At 76.4% G+C, this 17,259-nt stretch carries 17 protein-coding genes; 8 read left to right on the forward strand and 9 right to left on the reverse strand.

What is annotated here, in order from left to right; genetic code table 11:
- Positions 1–9: 9 nt before the first annotated feature.
- Both lipA and lipB read right to left on the reverse strand, forming a co-directional pair.
- A complete protein-coding gene (gene lipA / locus FGG90_RS01895; protein WP_210433074.1) occupies positions 10–1,002 on the reverse strand; it encodes a lipoyl synthase in 993 nt (330 codons plus the stop codon).
- 49 nt (positions 1,003–1,051) lie between these two features.
- Positions 1,052–1,753, reverse strand: coding sequence for a lipoyl(octanoyl) transferase LipB (gene lipB, locus FGG90_RS01900; protein WP_094130958.1), 702 nt, complete (start codon positions 1,751–1,753; stop codon positions 1,052–1,054).
- 94 nt (positions 1,754–1,847) lie between these two features.
- Between lipB and FGG90_RS01905 the strand changes: the two genes are divergently transcribed.
- The 4 genes from FGG90_RS01905 (at position 1,848) to FGG90_RS01920 (ending at position 4,773) form a co-directional block, all read left to right on the forward strand.
- A complete protein-coding gene (locus FGG90_RS01905; protein ID WP_094130956.1) occupies positions 1,848–2,729 on the forward strand; it encodes a siderophore-interacting protein in 882 nt (293 codons plus the stop codon).
- Positions 2,730–2,886: 157 nt separating this feature from the next.
- Positions 2,887–3,447 (forward strand): hypothetical protein, encoded by a 561-nt coding sequence (locus tag FGG90_RS01910; protein WP_133065169.1) that lies wholly within the window; start codon positions 2,887–2,889, stop codon positions 3,445–3,447.
- Positions 3,448–3,527: 80 nt separating this feature from the next.
- On the forward strand, positions 3,528–3,968 hold the full coding sequence (locus tag FGG90_RS01915) for a hypothetical protein (RefSeq protein WP_237583488.1): 441 nt from the start codon (positions 3,528–3,530) through the stop codon (positions 3,966–3,968).
- Positions 3,969–4,110: 142 nt separating this feature from the next.
- Complete coding sequence (locus tag FGG90_RS01920; RefSeq protein WP_086518020.1) at positions 4,111–4,773, forward strand: YitT family protein; 663 nt, start codon at positions 4,111–4,113, stop codon at positions 4,771–4,773.
- An 83-nt stretch (positions 4,774–4,856) separates the two neighbouring features.
- Here the strand turns inward: FGG90_RS01920 and FGG90_RS01925 are convergent, their stop codons facing one another.
- Positions 4,857–5,330 carry a DUF3817 domain-containing protein gene (locus tag FGG90_RS01925; RefSeq protein WP_237583489.1) on the reverse strand — a complete coding sequence of 158 codons (474 nt, stop codon included), beginning with the start codon at positions 5,328–5,330 and terminating at the stop codon, positions 4,857–4,859.
- A gap of 297 nt (positions 5,331–5,627) precedes the next feature.
- Here FGG90_RS01925 and FGG90_RS01930 point away from each other — a divergent pair, with 297 nt between their 5' ends.
- Positions 5,628–9,170 carry a sialate O-acetylesterase gene (locus FGG90_RS01930; RefSeq protein ID WP_237583490.1) on the forward strand — a complete coding sequence of 1,181 codons (3,543 nt, stop codon included), beginning with the start codon at positions 5,628–5,630 and terminating at the stop codon, positions 9,168–9,170.
- Between the two features lie 9 nt (positions 9,171–9,179).
- Here the strand turns inward: FGG90_RS01930 and FGG90_RS01935 are convergent, their stop codons facing one another.
- Together FGG90_RS01935 and cmtR are read right to left on the reverse strand one after the other, a co-directional pair.
- Positions 9,180–9,911 carry a cation diffusion facilitator family transporter gene (locus FGG90_RS01935; protein ID WP_094131529.1) on the reverse strand — a complete coding sequence of 244 codons (732 nt, stop codon included), beginning with the start codon at positions 9,909–9,911 and terminating at the stop codon, positions 9,180–9,182.
- Positions 9,912–10,021: 110 nt separating this feature from the next.
- Positions 10,022–10,375: a Cd(II)/Pb(II)-sensing metalloregulatory transcriptional regulator CmtR gene (gene cmtR / locus FGG90_RS01940; RefSeq protein WP_094130949.1), complete on the reverse strand. Its 354-nt coding sequence runs from the start codon at positions 10,373–10,375 to the stop codon at positions 10,022–10,024.
- Positions 10,376–10,532: 157 nt separating this feature from the next.
- On the opposite strand from cmtR, the gene FGG90_RS01945 reads away from it, so the two are divergent.
- Positions 10,533–10,952: an arsenate-mycothiol transferase ArsC gene (locus FGG90_RS01945; RefSeq protein ID WP_094130947.1), complete on the forward strand. Its 420-nt coding sequence runs from the start codon at positions 10,533–10,535 to the stop codon at positions 10,950–10,952.
- On the opposite strand, the gene FGG90_RS01950 is transcribed toward FGG90_RS01945, so the two are convergent.
- Positions 10,949–11,638 carry a TetR/AcrR family transcriptional regulator gene (locus tag FGG90_RS01950; protein ID WP_094130945.1) on the reverse strand — a complete coding sequence of 230 codons (690 nt, stop codon included), beginning with the start codon at positions 11,636–11,638 and terminating at the stop codon, positions 10,949–10,951. The genes FGG90_RS01945 and FGG90_RS01950 overlap by 4 nt on opposite strands.
- A 76-nt stretch (positions 11,639–11,714) precedes the next feature.
- Here FGG90_RS01950 and FGG90_RS01955 point away from each other — a divergent pair, with 76 nt between their 5' ends.
- Together FGG90_RS01955 and FGG90_RS01960 are read left to right on the forward strand one after the other, a co-directional pair.
- Positions 11,715–13,031 (forward strand): carboxylesterase family protein, encoded by a 1,317-nt coding sequence (locus FGG90_RS01955; protein ID WP_094130943.1) that lies wholly within the window; start codon positions 11,715–11,717, stop codon positions 13,029–13,031.
- A gap of 135 nt (positions 13,032–13,166) precedes the next feature.
- Entirely contained in the window at positions 13,167–13,949 is a 783-nt protein-coding gene (locus tag FGG90_RS01960) for a hypothetical protein (protein WP_094130941.1), read from the forward strand.
- Positions 13,950–13,962: 13 nt separating this feature from the next.
- Here FGG90_RS01960 and FGG90_RS01965 read toward each other — a convergent pair whose 3' ends face one another.
- The 3 genes from FGG90_RS01965 to FGG90_RS01975 all read right to left on the reverse strand — a co-directional run bounded on the left by FGG90_RS01965 (position 13,963) and on the right by FGG90_RS01975 (position 17,245).
- Positions 13,963–14,823, reverse strand: coding sequence for an alpha/beta fold hydrolase (locus FGG90_RS01965; protein WP_094130939.1), 861 nt, complete (start codon positions 14,821–14,823; stop codon positions 13,963–13,965).
- The gene (locus tag FGG90_RS01970) at positions 14,820–15,386 is read right to left on the reverse strand and encodes a GNAT family N-acetyltransferase (protein WP_094130937.1); all 567 of its coding nucleotides are present in this window, start codon (positions 15,384–15,386) and stop codon (positions 14,820–14,822) included. The genes FGG90_RS01965 and FGG90_RS01970 overlap by 4 nt, the downstream gene beginning before the upstream one ends.
- A 98-nt stretch (positions 15,387–15,484) precedes the next feature.
- Positions 15,485–17,245, reverse strand: coding sequence for a DEAD/DEAH box helicase (locus FGG90_RS01975; protein ID WP_094130935.1), 1,761 nt, complete (start codon positions 17,243–17,245; stop codon positions 15,485–15,487).
- Between the last annotated feature and the right edge of the window lie 14 nt (positions 17,246–17,259).

The following is a 17,259-nucleotide window of genomic DNA, read 5'->3' on the forward strand; positions in this document are numbered from 1 at the left end:
CCGCCGGGATCAGCCGACGGCCTGCGCGAAGCCGCGCGACGCATCCGCGAGGTGCTCGAGGCCGACCGGCAGCGCCCGGCCCTTGGCGCTCATCGACTGCGCCCACAGCCGTCCGGCGCGGTAGGAGGAGCGCACGAGGGGACCGGCGAGCACGCCGAGGAACCCGATCGCCTCCGCCTCCGCCTTGATCTCCACGAACTCCTCCGGCCGCACCCAGCGCGCCACGGGGAGGTGCCGCGGGCTCGGGCGCAGGTACTGCGTGACGGTGATGATGTCGCAGCCCGCGTCGTGGAGGTCCCGGAGCGCCTCCGACACCTCCTCGCGCGTCTCGCCCATGCCGAGGATGAGGTTGGACTTCGTGATGAGGCCCGCGTCGCGCCCCTGCGTGATCACGTCGAGCGAGCGCTCGTACCGGAACGCCGGGCGGATCCGCTTGAAGATGCGCGGCACCGTCTCGACGTTGTGCGCGAAGACCTCGGGGCGCGAGGAGAACACCTCGGCCAGCAGGTCGGGGTTCCCCGAGAAGTCGGTCGCGAGGATCTCGACGCCCGTCCCGGGGTTGTCGGCGTGGATCCGCCGCACGGTCTCGGCGTGCAGCCACGCGCCCTCGTCGGGCAGGTCGTCGCGCGCGACGCCCGTGACGGTCGCGTAGCGGAGGCCCATGCGCTTCACGGAGTCGGCGACGCGGCGCGGCTCGTCGGTGTCGTAGTCGGCCGGCTTGCCGGTGTCGATCTGGCAGAAGTCGCAGCGGCGCGTGCACTGCGAGCCGCCGATGAGGAACGTGGCCTCCCGGTCCTCCCAGCACTCGTAGATGTTCGGGCAGGCCGCCTCCTGGCAGACGGTGTGCAGGTCCTCCGTCTTCACGAGCTGCTGGAGCGCCTGGTACTCGGGCCCCATGCGGGCCGTGGTCTTGATCCACTCGGGCTTCCGCTCGATGGGCGTCTCCGCGTTCCGCACCTCCAGGCGGAGCATGCGGCGGCCGTCGGGGGCGGCGGCGCTCATGCGCGGATCCAGGTCGCGGCGGACATCAGGGTAGGGGTGGCGGCGGCGCTCATGCGCGGGCTCCGGCGACGGGGGAGAGGGAGGCGGTGGAGGTCATGGCGGATCCGTTCGGGGCGAGGGCGCGCATCAGGTGCGGGCGGAGGAGGGGGACGACGTCGGCCGGCGTGACGGTGCGGCCGAGGACGCGGCTGATCGTGGTGACGCCGGCGTCGCGGATGCCGCAGGGCACGATCCGGTCGTAGGCGTCGAGGGAGTTGCTGCAGTTGAGGGCGAAGCCGTGCAGGGTGACGCGCTCGGCGACGCGGACGCCGATGGCGGCGACCTTCTCGTCGCGCGGGGTGCCGTCGGGTGCCGCGCCGCGGATCCAGACGCCGGACCGGCCGTCGACGCGGCGGGCCGCGACGCCGAGGTCGGCGAGGAGGCCGAGCAGCGCGTCCTCGAGGCGGCGCACGTGGGCCACGACGTCGAGGGGCTCCGGCAGGCGAACGATCGGGTAGCCGACCAGCTGGCCCGGGCCGTGCCACGTGATGCGGCCGCCGCGGTCGACGTCGACGACCGGAGTGCCGTCGCGCGGCCGGTCCGTCGGCTCCGTGCGCCTCCCCGCCGTGTAGACGGAGGGGTGCTCGAGGAGGATGACGGTGTCCTGCGCCCGGCCCGCGACGACGTCGGCATGCAGGGCACGCTGACGCTCGAGGGCCTCGATGTACGGCACGGAGTTGGCGCTTAGCCCCGTGACGACGATGTCGACCACGGGGTCAGCATAGGGGCGCGCCTCCGGGGTGGCGAGGGACCGCGCGGCCGCGTCGCGTTGCGGGGGCGGCCCGCGGGGCGGAGGATCGACCTCGATGACCGACACCGCCGCACCCGCCGTCCCCGACCGTCCCGCCCGCGCCCCGCGGCCCCAGCACGTGCTGGAGGTGGTGCGCACCGAGCGGCTCGCACCGCACCTCGTGCGGGTGCACCTCGGCGGCGAGGGGACCCGGGCGTTCCTCGAGCAGGCCGTCCCCGAGCGGCTCGCCGCGACCGACGCCTACGTGAAGCTGATGCTGCCGCAGCCCGGATCCGGCGTCGCGCCGCCGTACGACCTGTCCGCCCTCCGCGCGACGCTCCCGCCCGAGGCGCTGCCGGCCGTTCGCACCTACACGCTGCGGCTCGCGGATCCGGCCGCGGGCACGGCGGCGATCGACTTCGTGGTGCACGGGGAGGAGGGGCTCGCGGGCCCGTGGGCGGCGTCGGCCCGACCCGGCGACGTGATCGCCGCGAGCGGCCCCGGCGGGCTGTTCCGGCCGACCCCGGACGCGGATGTCACGCGCGTCCTCCTCGGCGACGACTCCGCCGTGCCCGCGATCGCCGCGGCGCTCGCCGCGATGCCCGATGACGCACGCGGCGTCGCGCTGATCGAGGTCGACGGCCCCGCGGACGAGCTCCCGCTCGCGCACCCCGCGGGCGTCGAGGTGCGCTGGATCCACCGCGCGCGCACGCCCGACGCCGTGCCCGGCGCGCCCCTCGTCGCGGCGGCGCGCGCCCTCGACCGTCCGGACGGCGCGGTCGAGGTCTTCGCGCACGGCGAGCGCGGCGCGATGAAGGAGCTGCGGGCGCTCATGCAGGACGGCTGGGGCGTCGACCGGCGGGCCCTCTCGCTCTCCGCGTACTGGGCGCTCGGCCGCGCGGAGGACCGCTTCCAGGCGGAGAAGCGCGAGCCGGTGGGGGCGATCTTCGCGGACTGACCGCGCCTCGGGGTCGATGAGCCCGCCTGTGCGATCGGGGCCCACGAGCCGCCGCCCGGTCCGTACGCTCACCGAGGCCGTGCCTCCCGAGGCGTCCTCCCTCCGAGGCCGGCCCGCTCGCCGACAGCGCATGTCGCTGGACCGGGGAGAGCGCATCATGTGGATCGACGACGACGGCACCGTGTCGTCCATGTGGGTGAGCGGGTCGTTCCGGCTCCTCCCGTGGCGAGCGCGCTGGGCGCTCTGGACCGCCGAGCCCGACGACCTCGACGAGCTGGCGGACGACGTGACCGCGCTCGCGACCGCCGTCGGCAACGCCGCGTCCTGCCGACGGGAGTGGCCGGACCAGTCGGCGTACCGCATGCGGGAGATCCCCCGTCAGATGCTCGGCTTCCGCGGGCTGCGCGACTTCGCGGACGTGCGCGAGCACCTGCTCTCCTTCCCGCTGGCGCTCTCCGTGCAATGGCAGACGGATGCGGCGCAGGTCGCGGTGGACGTCGTCCGCACCGTGCGCCGCGGCACCCGCCGCCGGCGTCTCGCCCGCGGCGTGCACGTCGTGGCATCGCGGCTCCGGATCCCCGTGATCGGCCGCCCGGAGACGGCGCCGCCGCGGATCCGCCGCATCGCCCCGCTGGACGCGTGCGCGGCGCCCGGGCGGCTCGTGGACGAGGACGGCGAGCCGCTGCGCGATCCCACGCGCGCCGGGCGGCGCGCGTGATCCTCCCGCGGTGACGCCGTCCCCCCGTCCCCGTCCAGTTCGAGCCGTACGCCCCGCGCTCCTTCCTGCGCAACGCCGCGGTGCCGCCGTACGGCGACTGGCTGCCGGCCGGGATCGCCGGGCGCATCCGGCTGCCGGGGTACCCGCACCCGTGGGTGCTGGCCCGGACCATGCACGGGGACGACGAGCTCGGTCCTGACGCCTACCGCCTGGTGCTCCCCGAGGAGCTGCGGTACGGCGACACCGAGGACGACCGGATGGTGACCATGCCCGAATCGGGGTTCCTGCCCGGCCCCGAGGGCGGTCTCATCGACGTCGTCACGACCGCGCTCGACGTCCGGTGGGATCCGTCCCCCGAGGCGTGGGAGGAGGCGAGGGCGTGGTTCGTCCGGCAATCCGACCGCGGATGGGAGAGCATGACGCGGTGGCAGCGCCTGTCGTTCGGCTCGATCTCCGGTCGCCAGGGGAAGGGGCCCGTGGCGTTCTTCGACGTGGGGCCCTTCGAGGAGCCCTTCGGCTGACGCCGCAGCGCCCGGCCGGCGGAGGTGGCGGATCGGGCGGCGCCGCGTCCTCCCGAGGCCCGCGCATCCGCCATGCTGGTCCCTGCGCGTGACGCGGCACGACCGCCCGCGCGGATCCCGTCCCCCCACCCCGGAGACCGCCATGACCGCTTCCGCGTCCGAGCCCCTGCCCACGCCGCCCGCCGTCTCGCCCGGCGAGCCGACGACCGCGGGCATCCCGCACTCCGTGGCGGAGGACGTGCTCGGGATCCTCACCGGCACGTTCGTCGCGTCGTTCGGGCTCTTCCTGCTGCGCGACAGCGGCGCCGTCACGGGCGGCACCGCCGGTCTCGCGCTGCTGCTGAGCTACACGGGCGTGCTGCCGTTCGGCGTGCTGTTCTTCGTGGTCAACGCGCCGTTCTTCGCGCTCGCGGTGTGGAAGAAGGGGTGGCGGTTCACGATCCGCACGGTGATCTCGGTCGCGCTCGTCTCGCTGTTCTCGACGCTCCACCCGGCGATGGTGACGAGCCTCGACCTGCAGCCCGTCTACGGCGTGCTCGCGGGGAACCTGCTCGTGGGGATCGGGCTGCTCGTTGTCTTCCGCCACGGATCCAGCCTCGGCGGGTTCAACATCGTGGCCCTCGTAGTGCAGGAGCGGTTCGGCTTCCGCGCCGGGTACGCGCAGATGATCCTCGACGTGAGCGTGATCCTCCTCGGCCTCACGGTCGTGTCCGTCGGCGGCGTCGTCATGTCGGCGCTCGGCGCGGTGCTGCTCAACCTCGTGCTCGCGCTCAACCACCGGCCGGGGCGGTACACCGGGATCTGAGCGGGGTCAGCTGGCCCGCGGCGGATCAGCCGGCGGTCGTCGGCGGGGATCGGATCAGGCGGCGGTCGTCGGCCGGGATCGGATCAGGCGCCGGTCGTCGGCGCGGGGCGCGCGTCCGCGTCCTCCGCGGGGTGTCGCAGGTAGCCGCGGCGACGCAGTCCCACCTCGAGCGGCAGCGTCGCGAGCGGCGGGATCGCCGCGACGCCCGCGAGGAGCGCGGCCTTCCAGCCCCAGCGCAGTCGGATCGCCGCCACGGCCGTGACGATGACGTACAGCACGAACGCGGCGCCGTGCAGGCGCCCGAACACGAAGACGCCGAGCTCGGTGGTCTCCGTCACGTACTTGAGGAACATGCCGACGAGCAGGCCCGTCCACGTGACGGCCTCCACGATCGCGACCACGGCGAAGAGGCGGCCGAGCCGCGACGGGCGATCCGTGCGGTCGCGCGTGCCGCGGAGGAGGCGGGCGATGGCGCCCGATACGGCGGGGGAGGAGGCGGACCCCTGGCGCCCGTCGGCGTCGGGGCGGGCGGCGTCGGCGTGCGGCGTGTGCGTCATGGGGCCTTCCGGGGCGGGGCGGCGGATCCGGTGCGGATCCCCTCGGAGCGGAGCAGGTCGCCGCCAGGGTACGGGGGCCGTCCGGACGGAGGCTGAGGGTGGTGATGGCGGGCGGGGGCCTGGGCGAGCACCTGCGGGAGGGCTCCGGCGGGCGGGCCGCACGCGCCGCGATCATCCGCGGACGGCCCTCGGCACCCGCTGGTCGGAGGCATGTGGCAGCATTTCCCCACGGGGTGAATCCGCCTCGCGATCTGGGGGGATCACTTGGGGGAGTTCCGCACGCCCGTCCGCCGTGCCTTGGCACGGAGGACCGGCACCGCATCCGCGTCCGCACGTCTCGTCGCCGCCGTCACGGGGCTCAGCCTCGGGGTGGCGCTGCTCGTCGCGGTCGAGCCGCGTCCGGCGCCGGCCGCGGCGGCGACGTCGGCTGTCGCGTCGACGGCGTCCACCGCGTCGTCCGCGTCCACCGGCGCGTCCGCGCCGGCGGAGGGGACGACCCCGACCGCGGCCTCGATGATGCGGCTGCTCACCGCGACCGAGGACCCGCCCTTCACGACGACGCCCGCGCCCGTCATCACCGGCAAGGCCGTCATCGGGCAGCGCCTGCTCGTGACGACCGCGCGCTGGACCCCGATCGCCACCACCATCTCCTACGCCTGGCTCGTCGACGGCGTGCCCGTGACCGGGCAGACCTCGACCGCGTACGCCGTGCGGGCCGAGGACGCGGGCGCGGTGATCACCGTCGCCGTCACGGGCGCGCGACCCGGGTACGCGACCACGACCCGGACGAGCGCGCCCACCTCCGCCGTGCCGACGCCCGTCGTGGCGGAGTTCACGCGCGTCGACGCCCCGACCATCACCGGCAGCCCGATCGTCGGTTGGACGCTCACGGCACGCGCCGGGACGTGGACCCCGTGGCCGACGTTCTCCTACGCCTGGACCCGCGACGGCGTGCTCGTCGCCGGCCAGTCCGGAGCCTCGTACCGGGTGACCGAGGCGGACGCCGGCGCGGCGATCGCCGTCCGCGTCATCGGGACGAAGACCGGGTACGCGACCCGGGTCGTGACGAGCGATGCCGTGCGGGTGGCGGGCTCGGCGACGCCGACGGTCGCGCCCACGGTGACGCCGACGGTCGCGCCGACGGGGACGCCGCAGCCGACCCCGACGCCGACGGTCGCGCCGACCACGACGCCCAAGCCGACCCCGACGCCCACGGTCGCGCCGACGATCGCACCGACGCCGACGCCGACGCCGACGCCGACGCCGACCGCCGTGCCGACCCCGACACCGACCGCCGCGCCTACGACCGCGCCGACCCCAACGCCGACCCCAACGCCGACCGCTGCGCCGACGACCGTGCCGACGCCGACGCCGACGCCGACGCCGACCGTCGCACCGACCGCTGCCCCGACGCCGACCCCGACGCCCACGGTCACGCCGACCACCGCCCCGACGCCCACGGTCACGCCGACCACCGCCCCGACGCCCACCCCGACCCCCACCGCGCCGACCGTCCTGCCCTTCGCCGCCGCGGCGACGCCCACCATCGCGGGCACGGCGCGCGTCGGCTTCACGCTCACGGCGCGCGCCGGCGTCTGGACCCCATGGCCGACCTTCGGCTACACGTGGCTCCGCGACGGCGTCGCGATCGCCGGGCAGACCGCCGCGACCTACCGCGTGCAGGCCGGGGACGCCGGATCCGCCCTCAGCGTCACGGTCACCGGCACCCGCACGGGCTACGCGACCCAGGCGCTCACGAGCGCGGCGCTCGCCGTCCCGCCCGCGAGCACGCCGACGCCCACGCCGACCTCGCCCGCCCCGACGCCCGAGCCCACCGCCCCGCCCGCGGACGCGCCGTACGCCGTCGCCTCCACCCCGACGATCACGGGCACCGCTGGTGTCGGCTTCACGCTGACCGCGCGCCCCGGGGTCTGGACCCCGTGGCCGACGTTCTCCTACGTCTGGACCCGGGACGGCGTCGCAATCCCCGAGCAGACCGCCGCCACCTACCGCGTCCAGGAGACCGACCGGGGCGCGAGCGTCGCCGTCGTCGTCACGGGCACGCGCACCGGCTACGTGACGCAGTCGATCTCGAGCGAGGGGATCCTGGTGCCGCTGCCGGAGGTCGAGCCCGAGCCGCCCGCGCCGACGCCCGAGCCCGAGCCCGTGCCGGACGTGGCGTACGAGGCCGTCGGCGAGCCGTCGATCACGGGCCTCGGCCGCGTCGACTTCACGCTCACCGCGCGCGCCGGGACGTGGACCCCGTGGCCGTCGTTCTCGTACGCGTGGCTGCGCGACGGCGTCGTGATCCCCGACCAGACCGGGCCGAGCTACCGCGTGGTCGCCGGCGATGTGGGGACGGGCATCGCGGTCGCCGTCACCGGCACCCGCACCGGCTACATCACGCAGACCGTCACGAGCGCCGCGATCCCCGTGGTCGAGACGCCCGTCACGCCCCCGCCGCCTCCGCCCGCCGTGCCGTTCGAGGCGACGGTCGCGCCGGTGATCGCCGGCGACCCCGTCGCGGGGACCGTCCTCCGGGCCGCGACGCCCGCCTGGACGCCCGAGGCCACCGCCGTCGCGTACGCCTGGTCCCGCGACGGCGTGCCCGTCCGCGGCGCCACCGAGGCGACCTACGCGGTGGCGCGCGGCGACGCGGGCACGCGGATCACCGTGACCGCGACCGGATCCCGCTCCGGCTACAGGGACGCGACGCGCACGAGCGAGCCGACCGCGGTCGTCGTGGACGCCCTCGACGTGCCGCCCGCGACGCCCGCCCCGGCGCCCGGCGACGAGCCCTTCGCCGCGACGCCCGCGCCCACGCTCTCGGGGACGCCCGCCGTGGGATCCACCCTCACGGCGGCGACGCCCGAGTGGAGCCCCGTGGCCACGTCCATCGCCTACGCGTGGTCCCGGGACGGCGTCGTCGTGCCGGGGCGCACGGCCGCGACCTACGCGCTGTCGGCACGGGACGCCGGCACGCGGATCACCGTGACCGCCACGGGCCGCGCCGACGGCCTCGTGCCGACCGCGAGCACCTCGGAGCCCCTGTCCATCGCCTCGACCGGCGAGGGCTACGACGTGGTCGTGGTGCTCGGGCAGTCGAACGCGCAGGGCGTGGGCGCGGGCTACGACCCGGCGCTCGACGTCGCCGTGCCGGGCCTCGACCAGCTCGCCGGCAGCGGTGCCCAGGCCGGGAGGATCGTGCCGGCCAAGGACTCGCTGCACCACGTCACCACGTGGGTCAACGCGGGCGGCGTGCCGTCCGTGGGCCCGGGCATGGAGCTCGGCAGGCGGCTGCTCGCCGAGGCGCGTCCCGGCCGCAAGGTGCTCCTCGTGCCCGCCGCGATGGCCTCGACCTCGATGACCGGCGACGGCTACTACGCCTGGAACCCGGCCGACACCCGCGCGCGCGTGAACCTGTTCACGCGGGCGCTCGGGCAGATCGACCAGGCGCTCGCGCAGGATCCGGACAACCGCCTCGTCGCGGTCGTCTGGGCGCAGGGGGAGTCCGACGCCACGCGCACCACGGGCGACGGCTACCAGTCGATGCTCCTCGACCTCGTCGACCGGCTCGACGCGCGCTACGGCCCGGTGCCGTTCCTCATCAGCGGGATGGTGCCGGAGTGGCTGGCCGCTTCGTCGCAGCGGCAGGCGATCGACACGGCGCAGCAGGGCCTGCCCGCGCTGCGCCCGAACGTCGCGTACGTGCCGGGGGCCGCCGGGTTCAGCAGGAGCGAGGACGTGATCCACTACACGGCGTCGGGCGCGCGCGTCATGGGCGCGAAGCAGTTCGCGGCGTACCAGCGGGCGACCGGGGCGATCCCGGTCACGCGGTAGGCGGCGGGGTCAGCGGCAGGAGCCGGGAGCGCTCGCGTCGGATGTGCCCGCGCCAGTCGCGTCCGCGCCAGTCGCGTCCGCGCCGGGCGTGCCCGCGCCAGGCGCGCCCGCGTGGGGCGCGTCGGCCTCGGGCGCGCGCTCGCCCGTGAGGGCGGCCACGGGGACGGTGCAGGCGTCGCCCCGCCACGCCTCGACGCCCTCGCGGACGGCGAACGCGGCGATGGCCAGCCCCGCGACCGGATCCGCCCACCACCAGCCGAGCCCGGCGTCGAGCAGCAGGCCGACGAGGAGCGCCGCCGACAGCCACGCGCAGACGAGGGTCTGCCGCGAGTCGGCGACCGCGCTGGCGGACCCGAGCTCGGTGCCGGTGCGGCGCTCGAGCAGGCTGAGGGCGGGCATCACGGCGAGGCTCAGCGCGGCCAGGACGATGCCCGTGGGGCTCGGGCGCGCCGCGGATCCGCCGACGAGGGCGAGCGCGGCGTCGACGGACACGTAGGCCGCGAGGCAGAGGAACGACACCGCGATGAGCCGGAGGGCCGTGCGCTCGCGTGCCTCCGGATCCGGCGCCGAGAACTGCCACGCGACGGCCGATGCGGCGAGCACCTCCACGATCGAGTCGAGGCCGAAGGCGACGAGCGCGGTCGACGACGCGACCGCGCCGGCGGACAGGGCCACCCCCGCCTCCACGGTGTTCCACGCGATGGTGCCCGCGACGATCCAGCGGATCCGGCGGCGGAGCACGTCGCGCCGGGCGGGCGCGAGCGGCGGAGCGGCCGATGCAGGGGAGCCGGGAGCGGCCGACGCGGGGGAGTCCGCGTGACCGCGAGCGGCGGACCCCGGCGCGGCGGCGCTCACGCGCGTGGCTCGCAGCAGTCCGGGGCGCAGAGGGACGGATCCGCGCACGCCCGGTCCTCCTCCACCGCGAGGACGACCTCGACGAGCGTTCCGAGCCCGCGGGCGATGCGCGGGTCGGCGATCTCGTAGCGCGTGCTCCGCCCCTCGGGGACCGTGCGCACGATCCCGCAGCCGCGCAGGCAGCCGAGGTGGTTCGACACGTTCTGCCGGGTGAGGCCGAGCGACTCCGCGAGGAGCGCGGGGTAGGCGGGGCCGGCGAGCAGCTCCACGAGGATCCGGGACCGGGTCGGGTCCGCCAGCGCGCGACCCAGCCGGGTCATCACGTCGAGGCGCGGGGCGAGGGTGGGCATGCGGCGACGGTACAGCATCCGCTGTACCGTGCGCGAGCACGGCCGCGGGCGTCGGGGCCCGACGCCCGCCTCCCGGCGGACGTCCCGCGCGCCGGATGGCAGGATCGAGGGGCCGGCCCATCCGCCGTCCGCCGTCCACCCGAGTCCCGGAGGCCCCATGCCCGACCGCGCCCCGCACGTCGTCTTCGTCTGCGCCCGCAACGGCGGCAAGTCCCAGCTCGCGGCGGCGCTCATGCGGCACGACGGGGGAGGCGCGGTCGCCGTGTCGTCCGCCGGCACGGATCCCGGGACCGACCTCAACGCGCTCGCAGTGGCCTCGCTCGCCGAGCTCGGCATCGACGTGGGGGACGAGCGCCCCAAGCCCCTGACGGACGACATGGTGCGCGCCGCCGACCTCGTGGTCGTGCTCGGCGCCGAGGCCCACGTGGACGGCGACCGGGGCGTCGCGGTCGAGACGTGGATCACCGACGAGCCGTCGGAGCGCGGCATCGACGGGATGGAGCGGATGCGCCTCGTGCGCGACGACATCCGCGCCCGCGTCGGCGAGCTGCGCGGGCGGCTGGGCGGCGCGGCCTAGGCCTCGCGGCGCGGGGTCCGGCCCGCCGGGACGTCGTCGCGCCCCGACGGCCGCTCACCCCGATCGCCCCGATCGCCGCGCTCGCCCCGCGGACGCGCCACGAGCGCGTCCACGTGCCGCTCGAGCAGGCGGAGCGCGCGGGCGTGCTGCGCGGGATCCGGCTCGTGCACGAGGAGCTGCAGCGCGAGGCCCGCGACGAGCGCCTGCAGGTGGTCGGCCTCGTCGTCCGGATGCGCGTCCGGCCGCAGCAGCCCCGCGGCTCGCAGCTGCGCGAGCTGCGTGAGGCACGTCTCGCGCGCGGCCGCGTGGGCGGCCCGGCGCACCTCGCGGAGGCGCGGGTGCGACGCGGCGTCGGCGTGCAGCGCGGCCGTGACCTCGGCCTCCGCGCGGCGCTCGTCGTCGAGCGGGAGCCGCTCCGCGAGCACCTGGACCGTGCGGCGCCGGGCGTCCGGCTCGGAGCGGCGGCGCGCGGTGCGGGCGGCGACCCGGCGGCCGACGAGCGCGGTCGCGTGGGCCATCAGCTCGATCCGCGTGGGGAACGAGTGCCGCAGCGACCCGGTGCTGAGGCCCGCCTCCGCCGCGACCGTGCGCACGGACACGCCGCTCGCGCCGTCCCGGCGGATGACGCGCCAGACGGCCTCGGCGAGCTCGTCCTCGCGGCGCGCGCGGTCGATCAGGCGGGGCATGGCGTCACGGTAGCACCGGCGTCCGGCGGCTCCCGGGCGGCCCGGCGAACGCGTCGCGAACGGTAGCGTCGATCGGATGCGCCCCTTCACGCCGCCCTGCGGCCCCGTGGTCGGCTGGGCCGACGGCGAGGTCGTGCGGGCCACCGGCATCCCGTACGCCACCGCCGACCGGTTCGCCCCGCCCGTCCCGCACGCCGACTGGAGCCAGCCGCTCGACGCGACCGCGTGGGCGCCCGCCTGCCCGCAGGCGCCCATGGCGGAGCTCGACGCCGTGCTCGGCGACTTCGCCGGCCTCCGGGTCGACGAGGACTGCCTGCGCGTCTCCGTCACGATGCCGCGCGACGTCGCGCCGGACGCGGCGCTGCCGGTCATGGTCTGGATCCACGGCGGCTCGTACGTCGCGGGCGCGGGAGACGTGCCGATCATGGATCCGGCGCCGCTCGTCGCCGAGCAGCGCGTGGTCGTCGTCACCGTCACCTACCGGCTGGGCCTTCTCGGCTACCTCGGCGACGGCGCCGGCCGCCCCGCGAACCTCGGCCTCCTCGACCAGCTGGAGGCCCTCCGCTGGGTGGCCCGCAACATCCGCGCGTTCGGCGGGGACCCCGCTCGCGTGACGGCCTTCGGGCAGTCCGCTGGCGGCGACGCGGTCGCGCACCTGATGGCGCTCCCGGAGGCGGCGGGGCTCTTCCGCCGCGCCATCGTGCAGAGCGCGCCCCTCGGCATCTCCCGCGGACGGCGGCGGATGAACGCGGCCATGGCCCGCGCCTCCCGCGACCTCACGGCCGACATGCCCGTCGAGGACGTGGTCGCGCGGCAGGCGGCCGTCGAGCGCGTCGCGGCGCCGTACGGCCTCATCGGCGCGATGCCGTTCGGCACCCAGTACGGGCACGCGCCGCTGCCGCCGGAGTCGCGCCTCGACGCGGCGTGGGACCGCGCGGCGCCCGGCGTCGACGTCCTGATCGGCTACACAGCGGAGGAGGCGCGGCTGTTCCTGCCCGGCATCCCGTGGCTCGCGCGCCTGACACGGACGCCCGTGCTGGGGCCGCTCGTGCGGCGGGCGGCCGTCGCGGCGGTCACGGGGATCATCTACGGCGTGCCGGGCCGCCGCTTCGCCCGCCGGCACGCGCGCGCGGGCGGCACCGCGCACCGCTACGTGATCCGCTGGTCGGCCCCCGGCAGCCCGCTCGGCGCCGCCCACACCGTCGACCTGCCGCTCCTGTTCGGCGACGAGGAGGCCTGGCGCGGCGCGGGGCTGCTCGCGGGGGCGCCGTGGGAGGGGATCCAGCGCGACGCCCGCCGGGTGCGGCAGGTGTGGGGCGACTTCGCACGCGGCCGCATCCCCACCCGGCAGCTCGTCCCGGGCGTGCTGGAGCTGCGGCGCGTCGACGGGTAGGCCCGCGGCACCCGCTCGGGGGCCGTGCCGCGCCCGCCGTTGGGGCGTGGTGTCGGGCAGGCTGGGCGGGTCCGGATCCGGATCCGGACGCCCGCCCAGCCGAGCCGCCCGCACCGAGCCGCCACCAGGAGCCCCGTGTCCACGTCGAAGCCGTCCCGCACCGCCCGCGAGCGCCGCGGGCACATGATCTTCACCGGCGTCATCATCGCCGTCGTCCTCGTCTTCGCGGCATCCGCCGTGCTCCGCCCGGGCGCCGTGCCGTTGTGGGCCTTCCTCGGGCTGACGGCCGCGGGCATCGCCGTGGCGCTCGTCGGCTACGCCGCGGGGAACCACTGGATCCGCCTGCTGCTGGTGGTCGTCGTGCTGGGGGTCGTGCTCGCGCTCACCGCCGCGTCCATGGTCGCCGCCTCCGTGCCGTTCGCGGCGGGCGCGTTCGTCGGCGGCCTCCTCTCCCGCGACGAGTGGCCGTGGCGCCGGACCCCGGAGGAGCGGCTGCGCGAGAGCCAGCCGCGGTCGCTCGCGAGCATCGGGCCGTGGTCGGGATCCGGCCTCCGGGCGACGCTCGCGGACGTGCCGATCGGGCGGCGCCGGGAGACGGAGACGGGCGTGCTGCTGGAGGCCGGGGACGTGGCGCAGCGCTTCCGCGTCGACGAGCTGCACCGCCTGGCGAACGGCCGCGGCGACATGGCGGAGTCGGTCGACGCCGACCGTCCGGAGGTGCCGGACGGCACCGTCTACCTCGTCCGCGTCGACACGGCGTCGCCCGACTCGATCATCGGCGAGGTGCTCGTCGGCCTCCCCGGGGACGCGCTCGCGCTCGTGCCCATCGGCGATCCGATGACCGGCCCCGTCGCCGTGCTCACGGGATCCGACGCCGCGTCCTTCCGCGCCTGGGTGACGGCGATCCCCGCGCCCTGAGCGGCGCGCGACCTCAGGGCAGGGCGGCGACGACCGCGGCCACCACGTCCGGATCCGTCACGGGCACCATGTGCTCGGACCGCGGCGCCGGGATCCACGCGCCGTCGGCAGCGGCAGCGGCCGACGCCCGATGCGCGCGCACGAGGTCGGCCCGCTGCCGTCGGGTGAGCGCGCGGTACGCCGTGCCCGAGATCACGCGGACGGGCACGCCGGGGAGCGTCGCCGTGGTGCCGGGGTGCACAGCCACAGCCTGGAGGCCGGGCAGGAGGTGCCGCTGCTCGGCCGCGGTGGCGCGCGCGGCGCCGACCGAACCCGCCGCGGCGACGGCGTCCGCGAGGAGGGGCGCGGGCAGCCCGGCCAGAGCGATCCGGTGCAGCGGCGCGAGCAGGCCGACGCGGGCGAGCGGCACGAGCAGTGCGGCCTGCGCGGCGAAGGCGGTCCGCACGGCGCGCGTCGCGTAGGTGCGGGCGCGCTCGTCGCTCGGGTCCACCAGCACGACGCCGGCGGTCGGCAGCCCCCGCGCGATCCGCCGCGCCGCCGCCACGCGCACGATCGGCCCGCCCCAGCTGTGCCCGACGAGCACGAGGCGGCGATGCGGGAACGCGGCGATCACCGCCTCGAGGTCGTCGGCGAGGCGGGCGAGGTCCCGCGGCGCCGGATCGGGGTCGCTGGATCCGAGGCCCGCGCGGTCGTAGGCGACGACGCGGTGGGAGCGCGCGAGGATCCCGTGCACGAGACCCCAGGTGAGGCCGCTGCCGCCGAGGCCGGCCTCCAGGACGACGAGGTCGTCGCCGACGCCGTCGACCATCGCGCGGAGGCGGCGACCGTCCGGCGTCGTGACCGCGACGTCGCGCCCGAGGAGGCCGCCGCTCATGCGAGCACGGGCCACGTCCGTGGCGTGCGGCCGTCCGTCGCGAGGAGCCCCGCGAGCCAGTCGTCCTCGCGGCCGTCGCGGCCCGTCGCGCCGAGGCGGGCCACGCCCTCGAAGCGGAAGCCGAGCGCGCGGGCGACCGCGGCGGATCCGGCGTTCCCGGCGAACGCGCGCCAGCCGATCCGGATGAGCCCGAGGCCGGCGGACGCGTCGAACGCGTGGTCGACGACGGCGGCCGCGGCCTCCCGCATCAGCCCGCGACCCCGTGCGTGCGGCGCCAGCCAGTAGCCGATCTCCGCGGCGCCCTCCGCGACCTCGCTCAGCCCGACCGTGCCGACGAACGCGTCGCCGTCGAGCACGGCCCAGGTGAGGCGCTCGCCCGACGCCCAGCCGTCGGCGCAGAAGCCGGTGACGTAGGAGAGCGCGTCGTCGCGCGCGTACGGCGCGGGGACGGGCACGTAGCGCTGGATCGCCGGGTCCCGGCAGGCGGCGGCGATCGCGTCGACGTCGTCGAGCGCGGGCGGGCGCAGCGTCAGGCGCGGGGTGCGGAGGGTGACGGGATCCATCGGCCCACGCTATCGGCCGCGCACCCGGCGACCGCGACCGCATGCGACGACGGCCCGCCCCCTGCGGCAGGGGACGGGCCGTCGGGCGTGCGACGCGATCAGTCGCGGGGCTTGCGACCCCGGCGCTCGGGGGCGGCGCCGCGCTCGGCGGCACGGGGCCCGCCGCGGTCGGGGCGGATGTCGATCGGCCGGCCGTTGATGAGCGTGCTGGCGAGGCGGTCGAGCCGGTCCTGCGGCAGGCCGGCCGGCAGCTCGACGAGCGAGAAGTCCGGGCGGATGTCGATGTGCCCGAAGTCCTCGCGGCTGAAGCCGCCCTCGTTGGCGAGCGCGCCGACGATCTGGCGGGGCTCGACGCGGTGACGGCGGCCGACGTCGATGCGGTAGGTGGCCATGTTGCCGCTGCCGCGCGCGGGGCGGGCGCGACGCTCGCCGCGGTCGTCGCCGTCGCGGCCCGGGCGGTCGTCGCGGCGCTCGCGCTCGACGCGCGGCGGGCGGAGGTCGTCGGCCGAGAGCAGGAGCGGGGTGTCGCCCTGCGCCACGATCGCGAGCGCGGCGGCGACGTCGGACTCGACGACGTCGTGGTGGTTCACGTAGTGGCCCACGATGTCGCGGAACGCGTCGAGGCGCTCGCGGTCCTGCAGGGCGGCCGTGATCGCGTCGTCGAAGCGCGTGAGGCGGGTGACGTTGACGTCCTCGGCGCTCGGCATGCGCATCTCGGTGAGCGGCTGGCGGGTGGCCTTCTCGATGGCGGTGAGGAGGCGGCGCTCGCGCGGCGTGACGAAGCTGATCGCCGCGCCGCTGCGTCCGGCGCGGCCCGTGCGGCCGATGCGGTGCACGTACGACTCGGTGTCGATGGGGATGTCGTAGTTGACGACGTGGCTGATGCGGTCGACGTCGAGGCCGCGGGCCGCGACGTCGGTGGCGACGAGGATGTCGAGCTTGCCCGACTTCAGCTGCTCGACCGTGCGCTCGCGCTGGGCCTGCGCGACGTCGCCCGAGATGGCGGCGGCCGCGTAGCCGCGGGCGCGGAGCTTCTCGGCGAGCGTCTCCGTCTCGTTCTTCGTGCGGACGAACACGATCATGCCCTCGAAGTTCTCGGTCTCGAGGATGCGCGTGAGCGCGTCGACCTTCTGCGGGTACGACACCATCAGGTAGCGCTGCGTGGTGTTCGCGGAGGTCGTGGTCTTGTTCTTGACCGTGATCTCCTCGGGGTCCTGCAGGTACTTGCCCGAGATGCGGCGGATCTGCGCGGGCATCGTGGCCGAGAACAGCGCGATCTGCTTCGACTTCGGGGTGTCCGCGAGGATCGTCTCCACGTCCTCCGCGAAGCCCATCTTGAGCATCTCGTCGGCCTCGTCGAGCACGAGGAACTTCAGCTGCGACAGGTCGAGGGTGCCCTTGTCGAGGTGGTCCATGATGCGGCCGGGGGTGCCGACGACCACGTGCACGCCGCGGCGGAGCGCCGACAGCTGCACGCCGTAGCCCTGGCCGCCGTAGACGGGCAGCACGTGCACGCCGCGCATGCCGGACGCGTAGCGCTCGAACGCCTCGCACACCTGGAGCGCGAGCTCGCGGGTGGGCGCGAGCACGAGGGCCTGCGGCGTCTTCTGCGAGACGTCGAGGTTGGAGAGGATCGGCAGCGCGAACGCGGCCGTCTTGCCCGTGCCGGTCTGGGCGACGCCGAGGACGTCGCGGCCGGAGAGGAGGGAGGGGATGGTGGCGGCCTGGATGGCCGAGGGGGTCTCGTAGCCGACGTCCTTGAGGGCCTTGAGAACGGGGTCGGACAGGCCGAGGTCGCTGAAGGTCGTGCGGGGGGCGGCGTCCGCGTCGGGGGTGGATGCGGTGTCGTCAGTGCTCATGCCTCAACGGTAGG

Origin of the sequence: Clavibacter michiganensis subsp. tessellarius, assembly GCF_021922985.1 — a bacterium.
Lineage (GTDB): Bacteria > Actinomycetota > Actinomycetes > Actinomycetales > Microbacteriaceae > Clavibacter > Clavibacter tessellarius.